At 53.0% G+C, this 21,269-nt stretch carries 15 protein-coding genes and 1 riboswitch; of the genes, 4 read left to right on the top strand and 11 right to left on the bottom strand.

The genetic code is table 11. From position 1 onward, the window contains the following. Positions 1 to 45 precede the first annotated feature (45 nt). Complete coding sequence (locus LOS79_RS29050; RefSeq protein ID WP_315414285.1) at positions 46 to 1,671, bottom strand: ABC-F family ATP-binding cassette domain-containing protein; 1,626 nt, start codon at positions 1,669 to 1,671, stop codon at positions 46 to 48. Between the two features lie 124 nt (positions 1,672 to 1,795). Further along, positions 1,796 to 2,788, bottom strand: coding sequence for an MBL fold metallo-hydrolase (locus LOS79_RS29045; RefSeq protein ID WP_315414283.1), 993 nt, complete (start codon positions 2,786 to 2,788; stop codon positions 1,796 to 1,798). A 250-nt stretch (positions 2,789 to 3,038) separates the two neighbouring features. Here LOS79_RS29045 and LOS79_RS29040 point away from each other — a divergent pair, with 250 nt between their 5' ends. Next, positions 3,039 to 4,172 (top strand): virulence factor, encoded by a 1,134-nt coding sequence (locus tag LOS79_RS29040; RefSeq protein ID WP_315414282.1) that lies wholly within the window; start codon positions 3,039 to 3,041, stop codon positions 4,170 to 4,172. A gap of 97 nt (positions 4,173 to 4,269) precedes the next feature. Next, a riboswitch (Lysine riboswitch) is annotated at positions 4,270 to 4,484 on the top strand. A 154-nt stretch (positions 4,485 to 4,638) separates the two neighbouring features. Beyond that, positions 4,639 to 6,126, top strand: coding sequence for an amino acid permease (locus tag LOS79_RS29035; RefSeq protein ID WP_315414280.1), 1,488 nt, complete (start codon positions 4,639 to 4,641; stop codon positions 6,124 to 6,126). A gap of 156 nt (positions 6,127 to 6,282) precedes the next feature. Here LOS79_RS29035 and LOS79_RS29030 read toward each other — a convergent pair whose 3' ends face one another. Then, complete coding sequence (locus LOS79_RS29030; RefSeq protein WP_315414278.1) at positions 6,283 to 6,933, bottom strand: nitroreductase family protein; 651 nt, start codon at positions 6,931 to 6,933, stop codon at positions 6,283 to 6,285. Positions 6,934 to 7,055: 122 nt separating this feature from the next. On the opposite strand from LOS79_RS29030, the gene LOS79_RS29025 reads away from it, so the two are divergent. Both LOS79_RS29025 and LOS79_RS29020 read left to right on the top strand, forming a co-directional pair. Next, positions 7,056 to 7,424: a MerR family transcriptional regulator gene (locus tag LOS79_RS29025; RefSeq protein WP_315414276.1), complete on the top strand. Its 369-nt coding sequence runs from the start codon at positions 7,056 to 7,058 to the stop codon at positions 7,422 to 7,424. Positions 7,425 to 7,468: 44 nt separating this feature from the next. Then, complete coding sequence (locus LOS79_RS29020) at positions 7,469 to 7,786, top strand: DUF3889 domain-containing protein (protein WP_315414275.1); 318 nt, start codon at positions 7,469 to 7,471, stop codon at positions 7,784 to 7,786. A 30-nt stretch (positions 7,787 to 7,816) separates the two neighbouring features. On the opposite strand, the gene LOS79_RS29015 is transcribed toward LOS79_RS29020, so the two are convergent. From LOS79_RS29015 to xylB, 8 genes are all read right to left on the bottom strand, one after another. Next, the gene (locus LOS79_RS29015) at positions 7,817 to 8,956 is read right to left on the bottom strand and encodes a transglutaminase domain-containing protein (RefSeq protein ID WP_315414273.1); all 1,140 of its coding nucleotides are present in this window, start codon (positions 8,954 to 8,956) and stop codon (positions 7,817 to 7,819) included. Positions 8,957 to 9,285: 329 nt separating this feature from the next. Next, positions 9,286 to 11,664, bottom strand: a complete 2,379-nt coding sequence (locus LOS79_RS29010) for a glycoside hydrolase family 95 protein (RefSeq protein WP_315414272.1) — start codon at positions 11,662 to 11,664, stop codon at positions 9,286 to 9,288. 100 nt (positions 11,665 to 11,764) lie between these two features. Continuing rightward, on the bottom strand, positions 11,765 to 13,522 hold the full coding sequence (locus LOS79_RS29005) for an ABC transporter substrate-binding protein (protein WP_315414270.1): 1,758 nt from the start codon (positions 13,520 to 13,522) through the stop codon (positions 11,765 to 11,767). Between the two features lie 189 nt (positions 13,523 to 13,711). Then, on the bottom strand, positions 13,712 to 14,611 hold the full coding sequence (locus LOS79_RS29000) for a carbohydrate ABC transporter permease (RefSeq protein ID WP_315414268.1): 900 nt from the start codon (positions 14,609 to 14,611) through the stop codon (positions 13,712 to 13,714). Positions 14,612 to 14,625: 14 nt separating this feature from the next. After that, positions 14,626 to 15,612, bottom strand: a complete 987-nt coding sequence (locus tag LOS79_RS28995; RefSeq protein WP_315414267.1) for an ABC transporter permease — start codon at positions 15,610 to 15,612, stop codon at positions 14,626 to 14,628. 113 nt (positions 15,613 to 15,725) lie between these two features. Next, positions 15,726 to 17,504: a sensor histidine kinase gene (locus LOS79_RS28990; RefSeq protein ID WP_315414265.1), complete on the bottom strand. Its 1,779-nt coding sequence runs from the start codon at positions 17,502 to 17,504 to the stop codon at positions 15,726 to 15,728. Between the two features lie 198 nt (positions 17,505 to 17,702). Next, entirely contained in the window at positions 17,703 to 19,256 is a 1,554-nt protein-coding gene (locus LOS79_RS28985; RefSeq protein ID WP_315414263.1) for a response regulator, read from the bottom strand. A gap of 123 nt (positions 19,257 to 19,379) precedes the next feature. After that, positions 19,380 to 20,876 (bottom strand): xylulokinase, encoded by a 1,497-nt coding sequence (gene xylB, locus LOS79_RS28980; protein WP_315414262.1) that lies wholly within the window; start codon positions 20,874 to 20,876, stop codon positions 19,380 to 19,382. Positions 20,877 to 21,269 lie beyond the last annotated feature (393 nt).

Below are 21,269 nucleotides of genomic sequence, written 5' to 3'. Positions count from 1 at the left end.
TCGTATGAACAACAATTTGCCGTTCATTATACCTATATCTGGTTCTTAAGCCTCTGCCGGGTACATCCGGGCACGCATTTCTTTAATTTCCGGATTCTCCAGGTATTCATCATAGCTCATGGTGCGGTCAATGACACCGGTCGGCGTAATTTCAATGATGCGGTTGGCAATCGTCTGGATGAACTGATGGTCATGGGAAGTGAACAGGATCGTTCCGTCAAAATCAATCAGCCCGTTATTGAGTGCTGTAATGGATTCCAGATCCAAGTGGTTGGTCGGCTCATCAAATACAAGCACGTTCGCCCCGTTCAGCATCATCTTGGCCAGCATACAGCGGACCTTCTCGCCCCCGGACAGCACGCTTGCCTTCTTCAGCGCTTCTTCACCGGCGAACAGCATCCGGCCGAGGAAGCCGCGCAGGAAGGTTTCGTCCTGATCCTTCGAATACTGGCGCAGCCATTCCACCAGGTTCATGTTCACTCCGTCGAAGTAGCTGGAGTTATCCTTAGGGAAGTAGGCTTGAGTTGTAGTAACCCCCCAAGTATATTCACCGCTGTCCGCTTCCTTCTCGCCCATCAATACATCAAACAGCAACGATTTCGGCTGTGAGTTTGGACCGACAAAAGCGATTTTATCGCCTTTATTAACTACCAGGCTGAATTCATCGAGCAGCTTCTCGCCGTCTACCGTTTTGGTCAGACCGCTGATCGTAAGCAGCTGCTTGCCGGCTTCACGCTCCGGCTTGAAGTTCAGGAACGGGTATTTGCGGTTCGAAGGACGGATATCATCCAGGGTAATCTTCTCGAGCTGCTTCTTACGGGAAGTAGCCTGTTTGGATTTGGAGGCGTTGGCCGAGAAGCGCTGGATAAAGGCCTGCAGCTCCTTCATCTTCTCTTCCTTCTTCTTGTTCGCGTCGCGCTGCAGGGCCTGGGCCAGCTGGCTGGACTCGTACCAGAAGTCATAGTTGCCGACGTACATCTGGATTTTGCCGAAATCGATATCCGCAATATGCGTGCAGACCTTATTCAGGAAGTGACGGTCATGGGATACCACGATAACGGTGCCTTCGTAGTCCATGAGGAAGTTCTCCAGCCAGCCGATGGATTCCAGATCCAAGTGGTTGGTAGGCTCATCGAGCAGCAGGTTGTTCGGGCGTCCGAACAATGCCTGTGCCAGCAGAACCCGGACCTTCTCGTTGCCGCTCAGCTCAGCCATCTGCTTGTCATGCATTTCACGCATGATGCCAAGGCCGATCAGCATAGCCGCTGCATCCGGCTCGGCATCCCAGCCGTTCAGCTCGGCGAATTCACCTTCAAGCTCGCCGGCGCGGAGCCCGTCAGCTTCAGTGAAGTCGCTCTTGGCGTACAGGGCATCCTTTTCCTTCATAATTTCGTACAGGCGGGTGTGGCCCATAATTACGGTTTCCAGCACCTGGAACTCATCATACTCGAAATGGTTCTGTTTCAGTACGGCCAGGCGTTCACCCGGGGTAATATGAACATCGCCGATATTCGCTTCAATCTCTCCGGACAGGATTTTCAGAAAGGTCGATTTGCCGGCACCGTTCGCGCCGATCAGACCATAGCAGTTGCCGGGTGTGAATTTTATGTTTACATCCTCAAATAGTGCGCGTTTTCCGTAGCGGAGTGTTACGCCGCTTGTGCTAATCATTAAGCATTACCATCCTTTTCACTTAGGTTCCGGCTCATTATAGCATAAAATCAAGGGAAATGGCCGTAATTCTGGCCCTCTTCAAGGGATCTTTACCCTACTTTTTGCACAGCTTGGGCAGCATTTATACCGGAGGCCGCTCTTCAGGGTGCACGATCAGCGTTTCGCCGTAGCCCAGTGTACGGATGCGCTCCTCAGCAATTCCCTGCGCGGCCCGTGCCAGCTCCATCCGGTCCAGCGCTTCGCGCGCGGTATCATCGGCCAGCCTGAAGGTCCCGAAGTGCATCGGAATCATCAGCTCCGCCCCGACATCCAGGAAGGCCTGCACTGCCTCCTCGGGATTCACATGCTGGGAGTTCATGAACCACTCCGGCTCATAGGCGCCGATCGGCATTAACGCTACATGGAGCTTGAACCGGCTGCCTATCTCCTTAAAGCCCGGGAAGAACCCGCTGTCTCCGGCAAAATACAGATTCGGCGGCAGCTTGCGCTGTCCCTTGCCTTCCTCTCCTTCGGGATGTTTCTGCGGCTCTGCCGGCTGCAGCACATAGCCGCCCCAGTGTGAGGAATTCGTATCAAACGGTGTCCGGCGGGTCCAGTGCTGGGTCGGGACAAATGTCAGCTTAACCGCACCCAGGGTAAGCTCCTCCCACCACTGCATTTCAATGCAGTCCGTGAACCCTTTGCGGAGCATCTTGCGCTTCAGCCCCGCCGGTACGACAATAGTGGTCCCTGCACGGTATAGCTTGCGGATTGAAGCGATATGCAGATGATCATAATGGGAATGGGAGATCAGGATCAGGTCAACCGGCGGAACCTCGCTGATTGGCAGACCCGGCTCACCGATCCGCTTCTCAAAGCCCAGCCTGCGCGCCCAGATGGGATCCGTTATAATATTTGCCCCTTCATATTGGAGAAAAAAAGTCGAGTGCCCGATCCATGTAATCGTCGTATCCAGCCGGTTCCCGGCCAGGTAGCCCAAAAGCGGCGGATGATTCGGCACTTTATAGGTATAGTCCTTCTTCTTCGCACGGCGTTCCTCACGCCACTGGCGGAATTCCTTGAGTGTTTTATCGGTGCTGACATTGTCGATGTTGTTGTAGCGTAATCTAGCCATGGCTGAAACCACTCCTTATGACTTATCAAACCAGATAACCTAACTATAGGACTGTGCAATCTTATTTGCAAAAATCCGTCAGCCTGCGGACCCGGCCTTTCATTACAAGCTTTACCCAATTGGCCCGCAGAGAAACGGCAAATTTATTCTTCTATCGGTGTCTGCCCTTTTGTGTTCTGTGCCGGAAATGATGTAAAATGCGGGTAACGAGCACGGTGCATATACCCTTCACCCTAAGGAGAGCTGACATATGAAGATTACCTTTATTGAACCGACTCCCAGTCCAAATACGATGAAGCTTCATCTCGACGAGAGTCTTGCCCCCGATATCCGCCGGACCTATACGCCCGAAAGCCGGCGCTCCGCCCCTGCGTGGGCGCAGGAGATGCTGGATATTCCAGGCGTTACGGAAATTTACCATGCTGCCGATTTCGCCGCCCTGGAGCGCAAGGGCAGTGCAGACTGGGCAGCCATTCTCCGCGAGGTCCAGCAGCGCTTCGGTGCAGACGGGCTCTCGACCGAGCTCCCTGCCGAGGGCGGGGATGCAGGCGCCCACTTCGGGGAAGCCCAGGTGTTCGTGCAGATGTTCCGCGGCATCCCGATTCAGATCCGCGTGAAGACCGGCGCGAAGGAAGAGCGCATCTCCCTGTCCGCCCGTTTCACGCAGGCGGTAACCGATGTTGCCAGCGCTGTGCTGATCAAGGAGCGCAAGCTCACCGATTACGGCGTGCGGTACGGCGAGCCGCCGGATATTGCCCGCGAGGTCGAGCAGGAGCTGGAGGCGGCGTATCCGCAGGAACGCCTTGACTCCCTCGTGCAGCAGGCGATCGCGCACGGGGCGGCCGGCGAGTTCATCGAGCAGCGCCGCAAGAAGGAGCAGGCCGAGCTGCTGCGGGACCTGCGGGACGGTGACTGGCGCGTGCGCTACGCCGCGCTGGAGGATCTGGCGCCTAGCGAGCAGCTCCTGCCGGAGCTGCGTGCCGCACTGCACGACCCCAAGCTGCAGGTCCGCAGATTGGCTGTCGTGTACCTTGGCGACATCCGCACGCCAGGGGCGATGGAGCTGCTCTATGAGGCGATGCAGGACAGCGCCCCGGCCGTGCGCCGCACCGCCGGCGACACGCTGTCTGACATCGGCGACCCGGCGGCGACGCCGGTAATGACGGCGTCGCTGAGTGACGCCAGCAAGCTGGTGCGCTGGCGGGCGGCACGCTTCCTCTATGAGGTCGGCACACCTGATGCTCAGGAGGCACTGAGCGCTGCCGTCCATGACCCTGAATTCGAGGTCGGGCTGCAGGCCAGAATGGCGCTTGAGCGGATTCTGGCCGGTGAAGAAGCAGCCGGTACAGTCTGGCAGCAGATGTCGGAACGCCGGCGCACCTGACAGGAACCTGCCGTAAATTGTCATTGCCTGAGAAGCCAAGATGCATTATACTGATTCCTGTTGTTCATATCGTTACAAGATAGCCTCATCATACCTAGGATGAGGTAGAGGTCGCGGATAGTAAGAGTACGCGCGTGGAGATGCCTAAGAGCCATCTGTGATACGCACGGAAAGGAATATCCGCCGAAATCTGCACTGCTGCTCTTAATTTAGCATTGCGGATTGGGGCCGTAGCCGAAAGGCGCGGAACTGTCACTGTGTATGGTCTGCCGGGAAACTGCAGACACTGCCCAGTGTTGCGCTATCTTAACAGGGAGTATGATGCGGAGCCTATATTATGGAAACCGCAGAGTCCGTCTGCGGTTTTTTTGTGTGATTTGTCCGGATGCAGAAGACACACGGCCTGACAGGCTGCGGCACTCCCCGCTGTGAACACAAGTAGAAACAGTAAGGGAGTGTCCTATTGATGCAAGCAAAGCAAGATCTGCAGCAGCCGGCACAGGCAGGCAACGCCAAGACTCCGGCCCTGCGCAAAACATTCAAAGCAAGGCATCTGACCATGATTGCCCTCGGCGGCTCTATCGGCACCGGGCTGTTCCTCGCCAGCGGCGGAGCGATTGCCTCCTCCGGACCGGGCGGAGCACTGCTCGCCTATACGGCTGTCGGCATTATGGTCTATTTCCTCATGACCAGCCTTGGGGAGCTGGCAACCTATCTGCCGGACTCCGGTTCCTTCAGTACTTACGGCACCCGGTTCGTCAGCCCCGCCTTCGGCTTCGCTATCGGCTGGAACTTCTGGTACAACTGGGCGGTTACCATTGCGGCTGAGCTGTCGGCAGCTACCGTCATCATCAAATACTGGTTCCCGGACAGCCCCTCCTTTCTCTGGAGCCTGCTGTTCCTGCTGCTCATGTTCGGCCTGAACTTTCTCTCCTCCCGCGGCTACGGGGAGTCGGAATACTGGTTTGCGATTATCAAGATCATTACCGTGGTGGTCTTCCTCGCTGTCGGAGTGCTTATGATCTTCGGCATTATGGGCGGCAAAGCCGTCGGATTCAGCAACTTCCAGCTGGGCGGCAGCTCGTTCCACGGCGGCTTCTTCGCCTTCGTCGGCGTCTTCATGGCAGCCGGCTTCTCCTTCCAGGGAACGGAGCTGGTCGGGGTCGCAGCAGGTGAGAGCGAGAATCCGCGCAGAAATGTGCCTATCGCGATCCGCCAGGTATTCTGGCGGATTCTGGTTTTCTATATCCTGGCCATTTTCGTCATCGGCATGATCATCCCTTACACCAATCCCGATCTGCTGCGCGGCGGGATTGACGATATCGGCGTCAGTCCGTTCACCATCGTCTTTAACAAGGCCGGGCTCGCTATTGCCGCTTCAGTAATGAATGCAGTCATTCTCAGCTCTGTACTGTCCGCCGGCAACTCCGGGATGTACGCTTCGACACGCGTCCTGTACGCCATGGCTAAGGACGGAATGGCTCCGCGTGCACTCGGCAGGCTGAACAAGCGGGGCGTGCCTGTAGGCGCGCTGCTGGTCACTACCGCTGTCGGCATGCTGGCCTTCCTCGCCTCCTTCTTCGGTGACGGCGCCGTGTACAACTGGCTGCTGAATGCCTCCGGGATGTGCGGCTTCATCAACTGGCTCGGCATTGCCGTCTGCCATTACCGTTTCCGCCGCGCTTTTCTGAAGCAGGGACATTCGCTGGATGAGCTGCCGTACCGGGCGAAATGGTTCCCGTTCGGCCCGCTGTTTGCCTTTGCCCTCTGTATGGTTGCGGTATTCGGCCAGAATATGGGTGCCTTCACCGGGTCCAGAATCGACTGGTACGGCATCCTCGTCTCCTATGTCAGCATACCGCTGTTCCTGCTGATCTGGCTGGGCTACGGCTGGTTCCGCAAAAGCAGCATCGTTCCACTGGACAAATGTGACTTGAGTACTCACGCCGAGTAACTCATTGCAATTGCCTGTTCGCCGCACAGCAGTGCTGTAACTTTGCACAACAAAAGACCGGTTACGACCACTTCGCCGTGGTCAGATACCGGTCTTTTTTCCGTCTGGAGATACTGTTTGCCTCAAGGTATAGCGATACTTGCCTGGAACCGCGGATTATGCCCAGGTGGTGATCGTTTCAACCGGCAGTCGGTAGGAAGGATAACCTTCTTTGGCCGCTTTTCCGATAGAGATCAGCATGACCGGCTGGAACCGGTCCTTGTCCAGGCCAAAAGCTTCTGCGATCTTGTCTTTCTCATAACCGGCCATCGGGTTGGTGTCATATCCGTGAGCACGGGCAACAAGCATCAACTGCATTGAAATAAGGCTTGAGTCAATCAGATTCACATCACGCAGCTCGGATGCGGACAAGCCCGCATAATACGGCTTCACTTGCTGCAGCTGCATATTCATGACGTCGCGCGGCATGTATCCAAGTTCTACCGATTTGCCGAAAATTTCCTCCATATATTCAATATTATTCGCATCATAAAATACCGCAATAACAGCCGAGGAGGTCAGCGCCTGCGTCTGGTTGAAGGACGCCAGCGGGGCCAGCTTTTCTTTGCCCTCAGCGCTGTCGATAACAAGGAACCGCCATGGCTGCATGTTAATGGCAGACGGAGCACGGGAGGCCTCAGCCAGAATTTCGCTCATTTCCTCCCGGCTGATTTTTACTTCAGGATCATAAGCCTTCACGGAACGGCGCTCCAGGACGATCTCATTGAAATCGTTGGTTGTATGGTATTTCCCAGTGATTGTACTCATGTTAATTTCTCTCCTTTATCTATAGGTTTAGATTTAGCACGGCAAACCAGGCTGCCTGCACTACAAGAATTCTAAACTATGAAGTATACTTTATAGCAAGAGAGAACCGCAGGGGGATGAAAATGAAAATTAGCGAGGTCGCAAAGCTGGCCAATCTGCCTATATCAACCATTCGCTACTATGAGAAAATGGGCATTATTACTGAGGAGTACGTACTGAGAGAAGAGAATAATTACCGGAAGTATGCCGGAGAGATAATTCATCACCTGGATGTGGTCAAAAATTGTCTGGCTGTCGGCTTCTCCATTCATGATATAAGATCCATGATCTCTAAAAATGGAATCACCAAAGATGAACAAACTCGGATCATCAAAGGCAAACTAGCTGATATTGAGGCAGCCCAAAAAAACCTGGAGGATTCCAGACAATTTCTTTATGGCCTGCTTGATACGGGGATCACATGCGAGGACGGGTTTGGAAAATATAAATAAGCGTTTGGGGCAAGCTAACCTTATTCCAACCTAAGGAGGCTGCTATGAAAAGAAGCCCGGTGATCGCCCTGCTGGTGCTATTCTTCGTCTTGAACAGTCCGCTCAGCTCAGCCGCACCTGATTATGCCAAATGGGGCATCGTCGCCGTGAAGGCAACCCAGCAGAGGTATGATGCCGATATTGTGGATTATAAGCATATCGGCCGCACGCAAATCCAGCCCGGGCTCGCTGAGGAGAAGTTCAGGCTGTGGGTCAGAAGCCGCTCCGGCCAGGAATTCGGTGTTATCGTCCGCATCCGTTTCGATCCATCGGCCGATCAGCTTAAGTCTATTCTGTTCACAGAGACAAACCGCCGGAGATGAAGCAATCGTTTCTCCTGGCCGGCGGATTTCCTACTTCCAGGTCACATACACTTTGAGATCTCCCGTGTTATCAAATGGCGTGCTGTTGAAGGCCGGCTGAGCCAATCCTAGCTCGTAAAGCACCTGAAGATCCTGTCTCAGCTGCTTCTCGCTGCCCCGGTACCGGAACAGGACGGACAGCCGGCCTGAATCGGCGGCTTGCTTAACAAGCTGCTTCAGCTCTGCGGAAGAGGTAATCACCTGGTCCTCTTCATACAGCCGGTAGTCCAGCACCTCCTGCAGCTGCTTATACACCTCCGCCTCCTGGCCGCCGCGGCTGACCAGCTGTGACAGGGTCTGGGCATAGCCGGTCTTCGCAGCCGGATAGGATTTGGTCCAGCTGTGATCACGCCGCATCTGGTCATCCGTCCGCATGTAATAGACCGTACTGATCCCGCCCTCCGGGCTTGGCTCCGGATCATCCCAGGTAGTATCGAGATGATACCACTGGCCGTCCAGCTGAACGAGATTCCAGGCATGCGACTGGGTCACTCCGCCTTCAGGCCGGGCTGTGCCTTCCACGATTTTATTCGGAATACCCGCTCCCAGCAGCAGCTTATAGGTCAGAAGGGAATACCCCTGACAGACCGCACTGCCTGTCTGCAGCCCCTCATACGCAGTGTATCTCTGATACGTCATATCATATTTCAGCTGCTGCACAACCCAGTCATGGATTACTTTTACCTGCTGATGTTTGTTCATTCCCGGTGTGATCAGTTCCTGCAGAATCAGTTTGACCTGCTTGTTAACATAAGCTGTCTGCTGCAGCGTCTCCCGGTACTCCATTTGGACAGTTACATTTGCCGAGCGTGCACTCCCCCGGTAAGAGAAGGCATAGCTGTCAATAATATAATAAAGATAAGGATCGCTCCCCATCGCTTCATCGATTGCCGATTGCACCTGGCTCTTAAGCTTATTCGTCTTGCCCTGATAAGTGAAGGTGATGGTCTCCCTGCGGTTATTCATCGCCCCGGTCAGCTTCTGGATCATTCCGCTCATGGAAGTCAGTACGGTTGAATCCGCAGCGGCATAGGCCTGCTCATAACCCCAGTACAGTGCCGGCGGAATCGCGGCAAACACCAGCATGCCCCCAAGCACGGTCTTTATCAGCGATATACGTCTCTTTCCCATTCCTTTGGATGCCTCCTGCACTCTATATAATGAATCAGCCAGCCTTGTGTTTATTGTGCACTCTATAGTAAATGCCGGATATTTCCCGCATACAACTTCCTGCTGTAATTATAAGCTATATGTAGCTGTCATACTCCATATTATCGGTCCGGCACACCCGGGTGATAAGCGTTTTTCTGATAATCATATCATGAAAAGTGGCGAATTGCTTTCATCTTGCATATTCCCCATAACCCCAAAAAACGCCGCTCCCGGATCGTCTCCGGGAAGCAGCGGGCTCATGCAGTTATTCACGTTACGTTAATCTATTTCACAGCTGTCATTTCAGCTCATACCAGGAACCGATACACCTCTCCGGCCTTAACCTCAATGGCCCCGTTCACCGGCTGCGTGCTTCCGCCTTGAAGCTGAAGCTTCAGCTCCTGTGCGCAGCTCAGACGCAGCTGGCCGTCAAACTTCGCAGTTACCCGTGCGGATGTCAGGGTGCGTTCCTGCCATTCAAGATCCACTTCATAGCCGCCGCGTGCCTTCAGGCCGGTAATCCGGCCGTTCTTCCACGCCTCCGGCAGTGCCGGAAGCAAGGACAGCTCACCCAGATGGCTCTGCAGCAGCATTTCAGCAATTCCCGCAGCGGCACCGAAATTACCGTCAATCTGGAATGGCGGATGCGCATCGAACAGGTTCGGATATACCGACCGGGTTAACAGTGTACGGACAAAGCTGTGCGCCGACTCCCCGTCCTTCAGCCGGGCATACAGGTTAATCAGCCAGGCGCAGCTCCAGCCGGTATGTCCGCCGCCCGAAGCAATCCGCTTCTGGAGGGACAGGCGGCCCGCCGCAAGCAGCTCCGGGGTATCCCGTTCATTAATCCGGTTACCCGGATACAGGCTGTACAGATGCGAGACATGACGGTGCCCCGGCTCCGATTCAGCAAAGTCATACATCCATTCCTGCAGCCGTCCGTCCTCAGCAATCTTCAGCGGCAACAGGCGGGAGAGCGTCTGCTCCAGCTCCTCCCGGAAATCCTGATCCACGCCGAGAATCCGTGCAGCCTGCAGGCAGTGCTGCAACAATTCAGCGATCAGGCTCATGTCCATGGCTGAACCGGATGAGATACAGCAGGCTTGGCCTTCTGCGGTAACGAACCGGTTCTCCGGCGAAGTAGACGGGCTCGTTACGAGATAGCCCTCCGGCCCTTCCACCAGCCAGTCCAGACAGAAGAGCGCCGCTCCCTTCATCAGGGGATAAGCAGTCTCCTCCAGATACGCGGCATCCGGTGTGAACTCGTAATGCTCCCAGAGATGGCGGGACAGCCAGACCCCGCCCAGCGGCCAGAACGCCCAGCTGGCATCCCCGCCGGAAGGGGTAGAGGCCCGCCACAGATCCACGTTGTGGTGCGCTGTCCAGCCCCGCGCCCCGTAATGAACCGCCGCTGTTCTTGCTCCCGTCTCACTAAGCTCCCTGATCAGGTCGATCAGCGGATCATGGAATTCACTGAGATTGCAGACTTCTGCCAGCCAGTAATTCATTTGCGTATTAATGTTGGTCGTATAGTTGCTGTTCCACGGCGGCTGTACATAATTGTTCCAGATGCCCTGCAGGTTGGCCGCCTGTGTTCCGGCCCGCGAGCTGCCTATCAGCAGGTAACGGCCGTACTGGAACAGCAGCGCTTCCAGCGCCGGGTCCTCCTGACCGTCCTTATACGCTGCCAGGCGTTCATCTGTCGGCCGCTCCTCTGCCTCATGCCCCCCGAGATCGAGGTCCATCCGGCGGAATACCGCCTGATGATCCGCTGTATGCCGTGCCCGCAGCTCCTCATACGGCTTGTCTGCCGCAGCGGCCAACCTGCCTGCACTTATCTCCGCCGGACTGAGTGCTGCAGAAGCCCCGGCAGCTGCACCAGCCTTCAGATGGCTGGCCCGTGACTTCACCGCCTCATAGTCTGTGCCGGCTGCATATAGCAGCAGCACACGGTCGGCGCCGGAGATCACCAGCTTATCCCCGGCCTGCCGGATCGTCCCGCCCGTAATCTGTGCCTGCAGCCGAAGCTCGAACGCTACGCCTAGGCCATCCTCATAGAGGACCGCAACCGGGTGATCCTGATGATAGTTGTCGGCAATATGCGACGGACAGCGGCCCTGCAGAATAAGCTCATAACTCTCTACTGGGCAGATGGTATGCTTCAACGGGCTGTCCAGGGCCAGCTCCAGCTGAATTCCGCCCGGCACCTCACTTGTCAGGTGAACGACACCAACCTGGTCCGGGACACTGATGAACATTTCACGGGTGAAGCTCCCCTGCGCCCCCGCATAAGTAACCTTGGCAATCCCGCTGTCCAGATCCAGCTCTCGTTCATATGCAGTACAGTGCTCTGCACCCGGCTGCGTAAGCAGCAGATCGCCGAGCGGCATATAGGCTTGTGCGTTAACACCAAGCATATGCCGGTTAACAATCGCTTCGGCTTCGCTGTATTGGCCGGCAGCAATCAGCTCCCGGACTCTTTTCAAATAGCGCAATGCTTCATAGTTATTGGTATCCCGCGGAAATCCCGACCAGAGCGTATCCTCGTTGAGCTGAATCTGCTCCCGGGCCGTACCGCCGAAGACCATAGCGCCCAGATGCCCGTTGCCCAGCGGTAACGCCTCTTCCCAGACAGCTGCAGGCCGGCTGTACCTTAATTTCCACGGATGTTTACTGTTGTTGTCCATATGTCCTTCTCATCCTCCGGATACAATTTATGAGTATGGCAAAAGGCCCTGACCTAAGTCGGGCCTCTGCCGTATGGAATAACCTGCTTCCAATTATTAATTAGAAAGTTTTACCTGTCCAGAGGGTTACTCTCTTTTTCACCAGCTCTGTGAATTCTTTTTCCATATCCTGAGCTCCGGCTTTATCCAGCTCTGCCAGGAAGGCGTCATACACTTTATCGAAGTCAGCCGGTTTGGACAGAATAGCTTCAGGAATACGTTTGCGGATGATATCTTGAGTCTTCTTGGCAATTACCTGATACTGGCCGTCAGTTGGAACCGGCAGGTTATACAGGGCGCCTGTTTCTTTGATCGGGAATTCATCTTCTTTAGGGAACAGGTCTTTCCAGGTAGTGGCTCCGTATCCGGTCAGTGATTCCTTCTCAGCAGCGGAGTAAGAAGCAACGATTTGATCAGGGAAGCTTGTAGTGTAATAGTTGTCAGTGGAGTCCTTCACACCGTCACCATAACGTGCACCGAAGATCAGGTACTGGCCAATACCGGTAGATTTTTGAGTGTTTGCAGTGTCATTAGCCAAACCGTCCCGCACTTCAGGAAGAACTTCACGTTTACCGCTTGCATCTACAGTGTAGTGCTTACCTTCAATACCCCAGCTTCTCAGCACCTGGCCTTCATCAGAAGACATCCAGTCCAGCCATTTGATGATCCGGACAGGGTCTTTGGCTGCAGTAGTGATTGCAAGACCGTAACCGTCGATACCAGTCTGCATGAAGGAGTGATCTTTATACTCATCAGACAGGGTTACTGGGAAGTGTCCATAAGTGTATTCGTCTTTACCGGCTGCCTTCAGGGCATTTTCACCATCGGAGTATTCCCATTCCTGGGAGATCAGACCGAGTACGCGGCCGCTGGCCACTTTTGCTTTGTATTGGTCATCTTTTTGTACGAAGGTATCTTTATCCAGCAGGCCTTGAGCGTACATGCCGTTCAACCAGCGGAAATATTCTTTTTCTACAGGACGTTTGTAGTGCAGCTGTGCTTCATAAGTTTCCGGATCAACATAGTATTCACCATCATCCGGTGCACCTGTTGTAGTGAAGGCAGGGTTCGTAACAGTAATCATAATCTTCCAGTCATCCGCATTCAGTGTCAGCGGAATGGTCGGCTGGCCGTCAGTTTCCGGATGCAGGGCTACATAATCCTTAAGCACCTTTTCATAATCTGCCAGGGTTTTGATTTCCGGATAGCCAAGTTCCTTCAGTACACGGTGTTGGACTTCAAATCCGCCTGTAGCATCGAAGGAGCTTTGGCCGACACCCATGTTCGTAGGGATCTGGTAGATGCTTTGGTCATCCAGGCTGTATTTCAGGCGGCCCATGTTCTCGCCGTATACCTTCTTCAGGTTCGGAGCATATTTATCAATCAGTTCAGTCAGATCGATGATCAGGCCGGCATCCACCAGGGTGCTGAGGTTACCTTTGGCGAAGATCAGATCAGGCACGTCGCCGCTTGCTGCCATCATCGGGATTTTTTGGTCGCCGCCGCCGCTGCCTACATCGAATTCAGCATCGATGGTTACGCCGGTTTTTTCAGTAATGGCTTTACCGACATCATCCTGCATTTTGTTCCAGTTCGGGCTGGCATCGCCGCCGAAGAAGGAGATGGTAAACGGTGAAGTATCTAATGCAGTATCATCTGCTGGTGCATTTGTTGCTGCGTCAGTTGCTGCCGGTGTATTTCCTGTGTTGTTAGATGTCGTGTTGTTGGCGGCATTGTTATTATTGCCTCCACAACCGGCGATCAGCATTGAGCTCATAAGCATGAGTGTGAAGATTGTTTTGGTACTCTTGCGGTTCATTGTATATCCCCCTTAAAAATTAGTATGTTTCCTCTATGCATATCAGGTAAGACCTGAATATACCATGTTAACGCTTGCAAAACTACTATAAATATAAATTTCCACTAATTAACACTTACTTTGGATTTGGAACACTGCCTGATTCTGCTCTGAACCAGGCAGCTTTCCTCGCCCTATGTTACTTAAGGCTTATGCCTTAACCGCACCCAGTGTCATACCGCCGACAAAATACTTTTGCAGGAACGGATATACAACCAGGATAGGTACAGTTACAACAATCGTAATCGCCATCTTAATGGATTCCGGTGAAATCTGCGCCATCTGCCGCGCCATATCGTTGGCATTCACCATGCCGCTGCCCTGGTTGGTAGAGGACAATACCTTCATCAGCTCGTACTGCAGTGTAGTCAAATGCGGCTTGTTGCCGTTATACAGATACGTTGTGAACCATTCATTCCATTGGCCCACGGCCAGGAACAGCGCGATGGTTGCGAGTACCGGTTTACAGAGCGGCAGGATGATTTTGTAGAAAATCTTAAAGTCATTAGCCCCGTCCAGCTTAGCGGATTCCTGCAGGGCAAACGGCAGGCCATCCATAAAGGAGCGGATAATGAAGACGTTAAATGCGGACACCATACCCGGCAGGACGTAAATCCAGAATGTTCCGATCAGATTAAGATCCTTCATCAGGATGTACATAGGCACCATACCGCCGGAGAAATACATCGTCAGGGCCAGGAATGTCGAGACAAATTTCCGGGCTCTGAATTCCGGACGGCTGAGTGTGAAGGCCAGCATGGAGGCACTGATCAGACCCAGAAGTGTACCCGTAAGCGTACGAAGCAGAGAGATCTTAAAGCCTTGAATCAGCCCCGTATAACTGAAGATCCGCTGGTAATTCTCAAGCGTCCAGGCTCTCGGGAAGATATAGATGCCGCCCCGCACGGTATCTGTAGATTCATTGAAAGAAATCGCCAGTACGTTCAGGAAGGGATACAATGTCACAATCATGATTAATATAAGCGCAGTATAGAGAAAGATGTCGAATACACGTTCACCTTTTGACATTTGAAATGCTTTGCCACCCATTTATGAACCCCTCCTTACATAATGCTTTCTTTAGTGAATTTCTTCATAAGACCGTTAGCCGTGAACAGCAGGATTACACTGACTACTGAAGTGAACATGCTTATCGCAGTACCATAAGAGAACCGCATGATCTGAATACCATACTTAAGCGCATACAAATCCAGCACTTCCGAATAATCGGTGACAAGGTTGTTCTGCAATTGGAACTGCTTCTCGAAGCCGATACCGATCAGATGGCCGATGTTCATAATGAGCAGCACCATAACGGTTGAACGGATACCCGGCAAAGTAATATAGAATGCCTGCTTAATTCTTCCTGCACCATCCACTTTTGCCGCTTCATACAGCTCTTTATCGATCCCTGTAATCGCTGCCAAGTAGATGATTGCTCCCCAGCCTGTTTCTTTCCATATATCGGATGCGGTTAAGATCCCCCAGAAATATTTACCTTGGGCCATGAACTGGATCGGCTCATCTGTTATATGAAGCCACATCAGCAGATCGTTCACGATTCCTCCATCAATCGCCAGTGTCTTATAGACAATCCCGCCTACAACGACCCAGGATACAAAGTGAGGCAGATAAGATATAGTTTGAACTGTTCTCTTGAAAATACTTCCCCGCAGCTCATTGAGCATGATTGCAAATGTAATTGGGGCTATGAAGCCAAAGATCAGTCCGAGAACGCTCATCGACAGGGTATTTCTTAATACAAGGTAGAAACGTTCATCATGGAACAGTTCCTTGAAGTTGTCCAGTCCGACCCATTTCTGTTCACCGAATGACTTAGCCGGTTTATAATTTTGGAATGCCATCAACCATCCCCATATGGGCACATAGCTGAAAATAAATACCCAGATCACGAATGGAAGAGACATCAGATATAAGTACTTTTGCTGCAGTACGCTTTTCCAAAATCCACTATTCCGTTTCGCAGGTGGGCGGGGGGTTACGCTTTCATTTGCTGTAACACCGTTTTCAGTGAGCGCTTTCACGATCATTATTCCCCCTTCGTTTTTATAGTCTTATCTTACCGCAGCCCCCGGAGAGAGAATACCCAACAGATTTCACGTAAAATCCTGTGTAAATTAGACATTCTCTAGGGCCGCGCCGCTTAAGACTTGAACTCGCTTTCAACGGGAATAGAAAACGCTATCTTTGTACCCTCTCCTGCCTCGCTTGTAATCCGCAAGCCATGCTCCGGACCATAATACAAAGTCAGCCGCTGATGCACATTGCGCAGTCCGATCCGTCCGCGTTCTTCCTCCTCTACCTTGGTAATTACATCCATAATTTCAGACAAGCGCTCTTCCTTCATGCCGATTCCGTCATCTGTTACAAGCACCTGGACCTCCTGGTCCTCATCCAGCGTTATACTTACGTTAACATGGACGGTACCTTGCTTGTTCTCCAGCCCGTGCACTACAGAGTTCTCTACAAGCGGCTGAATGATCAGCGGCGGGATCAGAATTTCAGCCGTCCGGTTATCAAAGTTAATGGCATACTCCAGCCTGTCTTCATAGCGGAACTTCTGAATCTCCAGGTAAGAGCGGATCATCTCCACTTCCTCCTTGATCGGCGCTCTCTCCCGGCCTACTTCGAGGTTTTTGCGCATCAGCTTGCCCAGCAGCCGGACGATGTTCGCGATCTCCTTCTCACCCTTAAGGTGGGCATTCATCCGGATTGATTCCAGCGCGTTGAACAGGAAATGCGGATGAATCTGGCTAGCCATCATCTTCAGCTTGATCTCCCGCTGGGCAATTTCCAGGGTGTTATTCCGCTCATTGCTCTCCATCACCTGGGTAATCAGCCTGTTAATACTGGACACCATGTAATTGAACTGGCGCGACAGCTGGCCGATCTCGTCCGTCCCGTCAATATGCGACACAATATTCAAATTACCAAGGGCAACCTGGTTCAGCTGGCGGCTTAGGCGCAGCAGACGGTTGGTAGTCAGCAGGGAGATCGTATACACAAACACAAGGGCAACCAGCAGCACACCGATAACGATCAAGAGGCCCAGCCTGCTGACATTATTGGCATCGCTTAGAATGCTTTTCGTTTCAAATACAGAGATAATCTTCAGCGTACTGCTGCTCAGCTCAGGGGACATCTCATCAATAATGACGTAGGAATCCTTATCCTTTACCCTGGCTTTAAGCACACCCTTGGACTGCGTCTGCACATCAACGCCTATGTCAAAAGCATCCACTGTGCTGCCTACAAGCTGCGGATTCTTGGCCGAAACAATAAAGCCCTGCTCATCGATGATGATCGTATCGAACGGCTCCTGGTAGAGCATCTGGTTCAGTTCATCCTGGGCAACCTGGACCATCAGTATTCCGGCTTTGCCGGATTCCCGGTAGTATACCTGACGGACCAGACTGAGCTTGTTGATTGTCCCTTTCGGGCTGTTGAAATATTTTTCCTTGTCGGAAATATACATCCAGTAAATCTCTCTGGACTGCATGGCCTTCTTATACCAGGCTCTCGACTCCAGCTCTGGAGTCAAAGGCGCTACCGACATATCATCTACCAGACTCGGATTATCAAAGAAAAAGCGGACATTAGATATTTCCCGGTACCGCAGAGAAATCACACGGATATCCGTGTAATTCAAATAAGCCTTTGTAAGCGCCAGTGTATCCGGGTAATGCGTTGTGACCAGTTGCTCAAGGTCCTCGTCAAAATAAAGCAGATTAGAAATATCCGTCGGAACACGCAGCTTGCTGGACAATTGGCTTTTGATCTTCTCCACGTTATTAGTTGCCTGATCAATGGCCCTGTCCAAAGCCCCTTCACGGAAATAGCTTGTGAGAATAATGCCTACGATCAGCACAGGAATCATGACGACAATAATATAGAAAAGAATCAGCTTATACTTCAACTTCATATTATTGACCATAAGCACCAGTTTCTTAATCGGACTTCCCCCTTACTGTGTCTCTCTTCTAATGGAAAACAGGCTGTTCCCCTAATCTTCTGCAGATCGGAAACAGCCTGTATATCATAAGCCTCATGCTGAGCATCCGGCAAGCTTGCATTGTTACAGCCCCTCTTCCGGCCTCCTTGGCCGATGGACACTGCCCGGTTAATTCTCCTTGCGGAACGCGCTTGGGGACACCCCGACATATTTGCGGAATTTGGCATTAAAGTAATCGGAATTCATATAACCGACCCGCTCGGCAACCTCATAGACCTTCATGCCCTGGGTCAGCAGCTGCTTCGCCTTCTCGATCCGCACCTTGTCCAGATACGTGTTGAAATGCTCACCGACCTGATTCTTGAACATTTTGCCCAAGTACGCACTATTATAGTTAAAAATTTCAGACAGCGAGCCCAGCTTCAGATTCTCATTATACCGGCGCTGGATGAGGTCTGTGATCCGCTTAATCTCATCTCCGCGCCCGCTGCTGCCCATCAGTCCGGATATCTGCTCCATATAGGCAGCGACCAGCCGCTCTACATCATGCAGATTACCGCTGCTGTACACTTCACCCATAGGTGAAGCCAGCCTTGCTATCAGCGCCCGGGCATCCGGGTTAGCCGCCTCCAGGCGGGCGATGGTACTGCTGACAATCCGCATTAAATTATCCTTAATATAAGTCTCTTCCCTCCGGGTAAGAACAAGCTGGCGGACAATCTGCTGGGTTAGCCCCCGGGCTACTTCCCCGCTTCCTGCCTCAACAGCCAGAAGCAGCTGCACCTCTACATCGCGCTCCGGGTCCGGCTCCTCTTCCTGTTGTACCGGGCTTCTCAGAGGTTCATTCCAGTGATCCTGTTTCCCGCTGAGAAGTGTGTTCTCCTGCCCGAAAAACGCATCATCCAGCCGGGCACGTGCCGTATTGAAGGACCAGAATGCTTCCTCCGGTCTGACAGCTGCTCCGCCAGCCGCTGCCTGGAAGGCCAGTCCTTCCTTGGTAACGACATGCTGGAGCTCAAGCCATAGCGAATCCCTGGCAGCATCATCCTTAAGCGGCGCCTTCAGCATAACGCCCATGTACGGGGGAAGCATGAAGAACAACCCGCGGTCCTCTTCCTCCGCCCAGTGCTGCTCCATCAAGAGCCTCACCTGCTCCTCTCGGATATCCTCGCCTTTATTAAGCCCTTTCAATTCCAGAAGCACCACTTCACAGCTGCCTTCAAGGCCCAGCTCAGCCGCAAGCTCCCCCGGAGCAGCACTGCCGTCCTTCATCTGCAGCAATTCCCTTATCAGCACCTCGCTGTTCCTTGCCGGCTCCGCAGCCTGCCACTCACTGATCCGCTCCTCCAGACTGATCTTCTCACGCAGCTCCTGCAGATAGGTGATCAGTTCATCCTCATCAACAGGTTTGAGCAGATAACCGTCGATATGGTAGGCAATGGCCCGTTTCGCATATTCGAAATCAGCATACCCGCTGAGAATCAGTACATGGCAGTTAGGACTTTCTTTACGCAGCTCGGATATCAGCTCCAGGCCGTCCATTCCCGGCATGCGGATATCCGCCATCACAAGACCGGGTGACAGCTGGCGGAATTTGTCCAGCGCTTCATAGCCGTTGGCAGCGGTTCCAACTACGGTATAGCCCTGTTCTTCCCAGGGAATCAGTGTCCGCATCCCTTCCCGCAGCTTCGGTTCATCATCCACAATCAGTACTTTGATCAAGTTGGTTCACCCCCTCATATAAAAAACAACAAGCTGCCACCCCGGGAAGGATGGCAGACATTACGTGCGGGATCTATGACTGTTTAATACAACTCTAAGCAGATATCTATATTTTACAACAAATTATTTACGATACAAAGCCAGCTTCTCATTCAGCCCGCGTGTCTGGCTATAGACGTCCTGATACAGGGCGAAAATCCCGTCATACAGCGCAGCCTGTTCAGCATTAGGCTTGTAGACCTCGGACGGACGGATAAAGGCTTCAGCACACTCACCCAGCGATTTGAACCAGCCTGCGCCGTAAGCAGCCAGCATAGCCGCGCCCATGGCCGGGCCCTGCTCGCTCTCCAGCTTAATGATCGAGGCGCCAAAGATATCCGCCTGCATCTGCAGCCAGGCTTCATTCTTGGCACCGCCGCCAATCGCCACGACTTCAGTAATCTCTTTGCCGGATTCGCGTACAATCTCGATAGATTCACGCAGGGAGAAGGTAATGCCTTCCAGTACCGAACGGGTAAAGTGGGACAGCGTATGTCCGGAATCCATACCGATGAAGCTGCCGCGGATATTCGCATCCGGATGCGGAGTGCGCTCGCCGCTGATATAAGGCGTGAACAGCAGACCGCCGCTGCCGGCAGGGATATCTTTAACACCCTGAAGCAATTCGTCGAAGCTCTTCTCGGCCGCAAAAGTTTCTTTGAACCAGGTCAGGCTATGGCCTGCAGCAAGCGTAACGCCCATGATGTAGAACGCATCCTGCTCACTGTGGTTGAAGAAATGCACTTTGCCTTCCAGGTTAAGATCCTTGTTAGTCTCATAAGAGAGCACAACCCCGGAGGTTCCGATGCTGCACATCGTCCGGCCTTCACCCAGAATACCCGCACCCAGCGCACCGCAGGCATTATCCGCGCCGCCGGCATATACCTTGGTCGAGGTCAGCAGACCGGAAGCTTCGGCAATCTCGGGAAGCAGGGTTCCGGTCTGATCGAAGGATTCCACGAGTTTCGGGCAGAGGGAGAGCGGCAGACCAAAGGCTTCGGCAATCTCGGAGCTCCACTGTTTGGCGCCTACATCAAGCAGCAGCGTGCCTGCCGCGTCGGAATAATCCATGGCGAGATCGCCAGTCAGGCGGTAGCGCACATAATCCTTCGGCAGCAGGAACAGCTCTGCCTGTGATAATACTTCCGGCTCATTCTCCTGCACCCACAGAATCTTCGGCAGGGTGAAGCCCTCCAGCGCCCGGTTGCGTGCGATTTCAATCAGCTTACTGCCAAGCTTCTCTTCAATCTTCCGGCATTGCGCGGTCGTACGGGTATCATTCCACAGAATAGCCGGGCGCAGCGCGCGGCCTTCAGCGCCTACAAGTACAAGCCCGTGCATCTGGCCGGAGAAGCTGATTCCGTCCACCTCTGCAGGCTGGACACCGGATACCTCCATCAGGCGCTTCAGGCTGACGAGTGTTCCGTTCACCCAATCCTCCGCGTTCTGCTCACTCCAGTTCGGCTGGGGTCTGCTTAGCGGATACGCTTCCGAGTGTTCGAAAGCTACTTTGCCCTGCGGATCAACGAGTACCGTCTTGACCGCACTGGTTCCGAGATCGACACCGATTACATAATTCATAGTTATCCTCCTAAAAGTTTTGTGAGCGTCTGCTTCCTGTATTTACTTCGGGCAAAACTCGCTTCGTAAGCATTCGCTTAAGTTTTGTGAGCGTCTGCTTCCTGTATTTACTTCGGGCAAAACTCGCTTCGTAAGCATCTGCTTAGTTATATAAAGCATTAACCCGATTACTGAAGCCTGTGCATAGCTGATACGTAAGCCGTTTGAAACAGCACCTTCCATCGAGGGTGCGGCGGCAGCCATTGTATTTCCTGCAATAGATTCCCCCAAAATCGGCCGAAAATCGTGAGCTATTGCACTTTATACATTAGAATTCCTTGAAAAGGCTCTTTTGAACGTTATCCTCAAAAATCTGTTGTACGAAATACAGCAGAATGCCATTTCCTAGCGAAG

The organism is Paenibacillus sp. MMS20-IR301 (assembly GCF_032302195.1).
GTDB lineage: Bacteria > Bacillota > Bacilli > Paenibacillales > Paenibacillaceae > Paenibacillus_AQ.
The sequence above is the reverse complement of the archived record's forward strand: the minus strand, read 5'-3'. Positions and strand labels throughout refer to the sequence as shown.

Excerpts from the sequence above, each read along its gene's own strand:
- LOS79_RS29050 (WP_315414285.1), bottom strand. The coding sequence starts at position 1,671 with ATGATTAGCACAAGCGGCGTAACACTCCGCTACGGAAAACGCGCACTA.
- LOS79_RS29045 (WP_315414283.1), bottom strand. The coding sequence starts at position 2,788 with ATGGCTAGATTACGCTACAACAACATCGACAATGTCAGCACCGATAAA.
- LOS79_RS29040 (WP_315414282.1), top strand. The coding sequence starts at position 3,039 with ATGAAGATTACCTTTATTGAACCGACTCCCAGTCCAAATACGATGAAG.
- LOS79_RS29035 (WP_315414280.1), top strand. The coding sequence starts at position 4,639 with ATGCAAGCAAAGCAAGATCTGCAGCAGCCGGCACAGGCAGGCAACGCC.
- LOS79_RS29030 (WP_315414278.1), bottom strand. The coding sequence starts at position 6,933 with ATGAGTACAATCACTGGGAAATACCATACAACCAACGATTTCAATGAG.
- LOS79_RS29025 (WP_315414276.1), top strand. The coding sequence starts at position 7,056 with ATGAAAATTAGCGAGGTCGCAAAGCTGGCCAATCTGCCTATATCAACC.
- LOS79_RS29020 (WP_315414275.1), top strand. The coding sequence starts at position 7,469 with ATGAAAAGAAGCCCGGTGATCGCCCTGCTGGTGCTATTCTTCGTCTTG.
- LOS79_RS29015 (WP_315414273.1), bottom strand. The coding sequence starts at position 8,956 with ATGGGAAAGAGACGTATATCGCTGATAAAGACCGTGCTTGGGGGCATG.
- LOS79_RS29010 (WP_315414272.1), bottom strand. The coding sequence starts at position 11,664 with ATGGACAACAACAGTAAACATCCGTGGAAATTAAGGTACAGCCGGCCT.
- LOS79_RS29005 (WP_315414270.1), bottom strand. The coding sequence starts at position 13,522 with ATGAACCGCAAGAGTACCAAAACAATCTTCACACTCATGCTTATGAGC.
- LOS79_RS29000 (WP_315414268.1), bottom strand. The coding sequence starts at position 14,611 with ATGGGTGGCAAAGCATTTCAAATGTCAAAAGGTGAACGTGTATTCGAC.
- LOS79_RS28995 (WP_315414267.1), bottom strand. The coding sequence starts at position 15,612 with ATGATCGTGAAAGCGCTCACTGAAAACGGTGTTACAGCAAATGAAAGC.
- LOS79_RS28990 (WP_315414265.1), bottom strand. The coding sequence starts at position 17,504 with ATGAAGTTGAAGTATAAGCTGATTCTTTTCTATATTATTGTCGTCATG.
- xylB (WP_315414262.1), bottom strand. The coding sequence starts at position 20,876 with ATGAATTATGTAATCGGTGTCGATCTCGGAACCAGTGCGGTCAAGACG.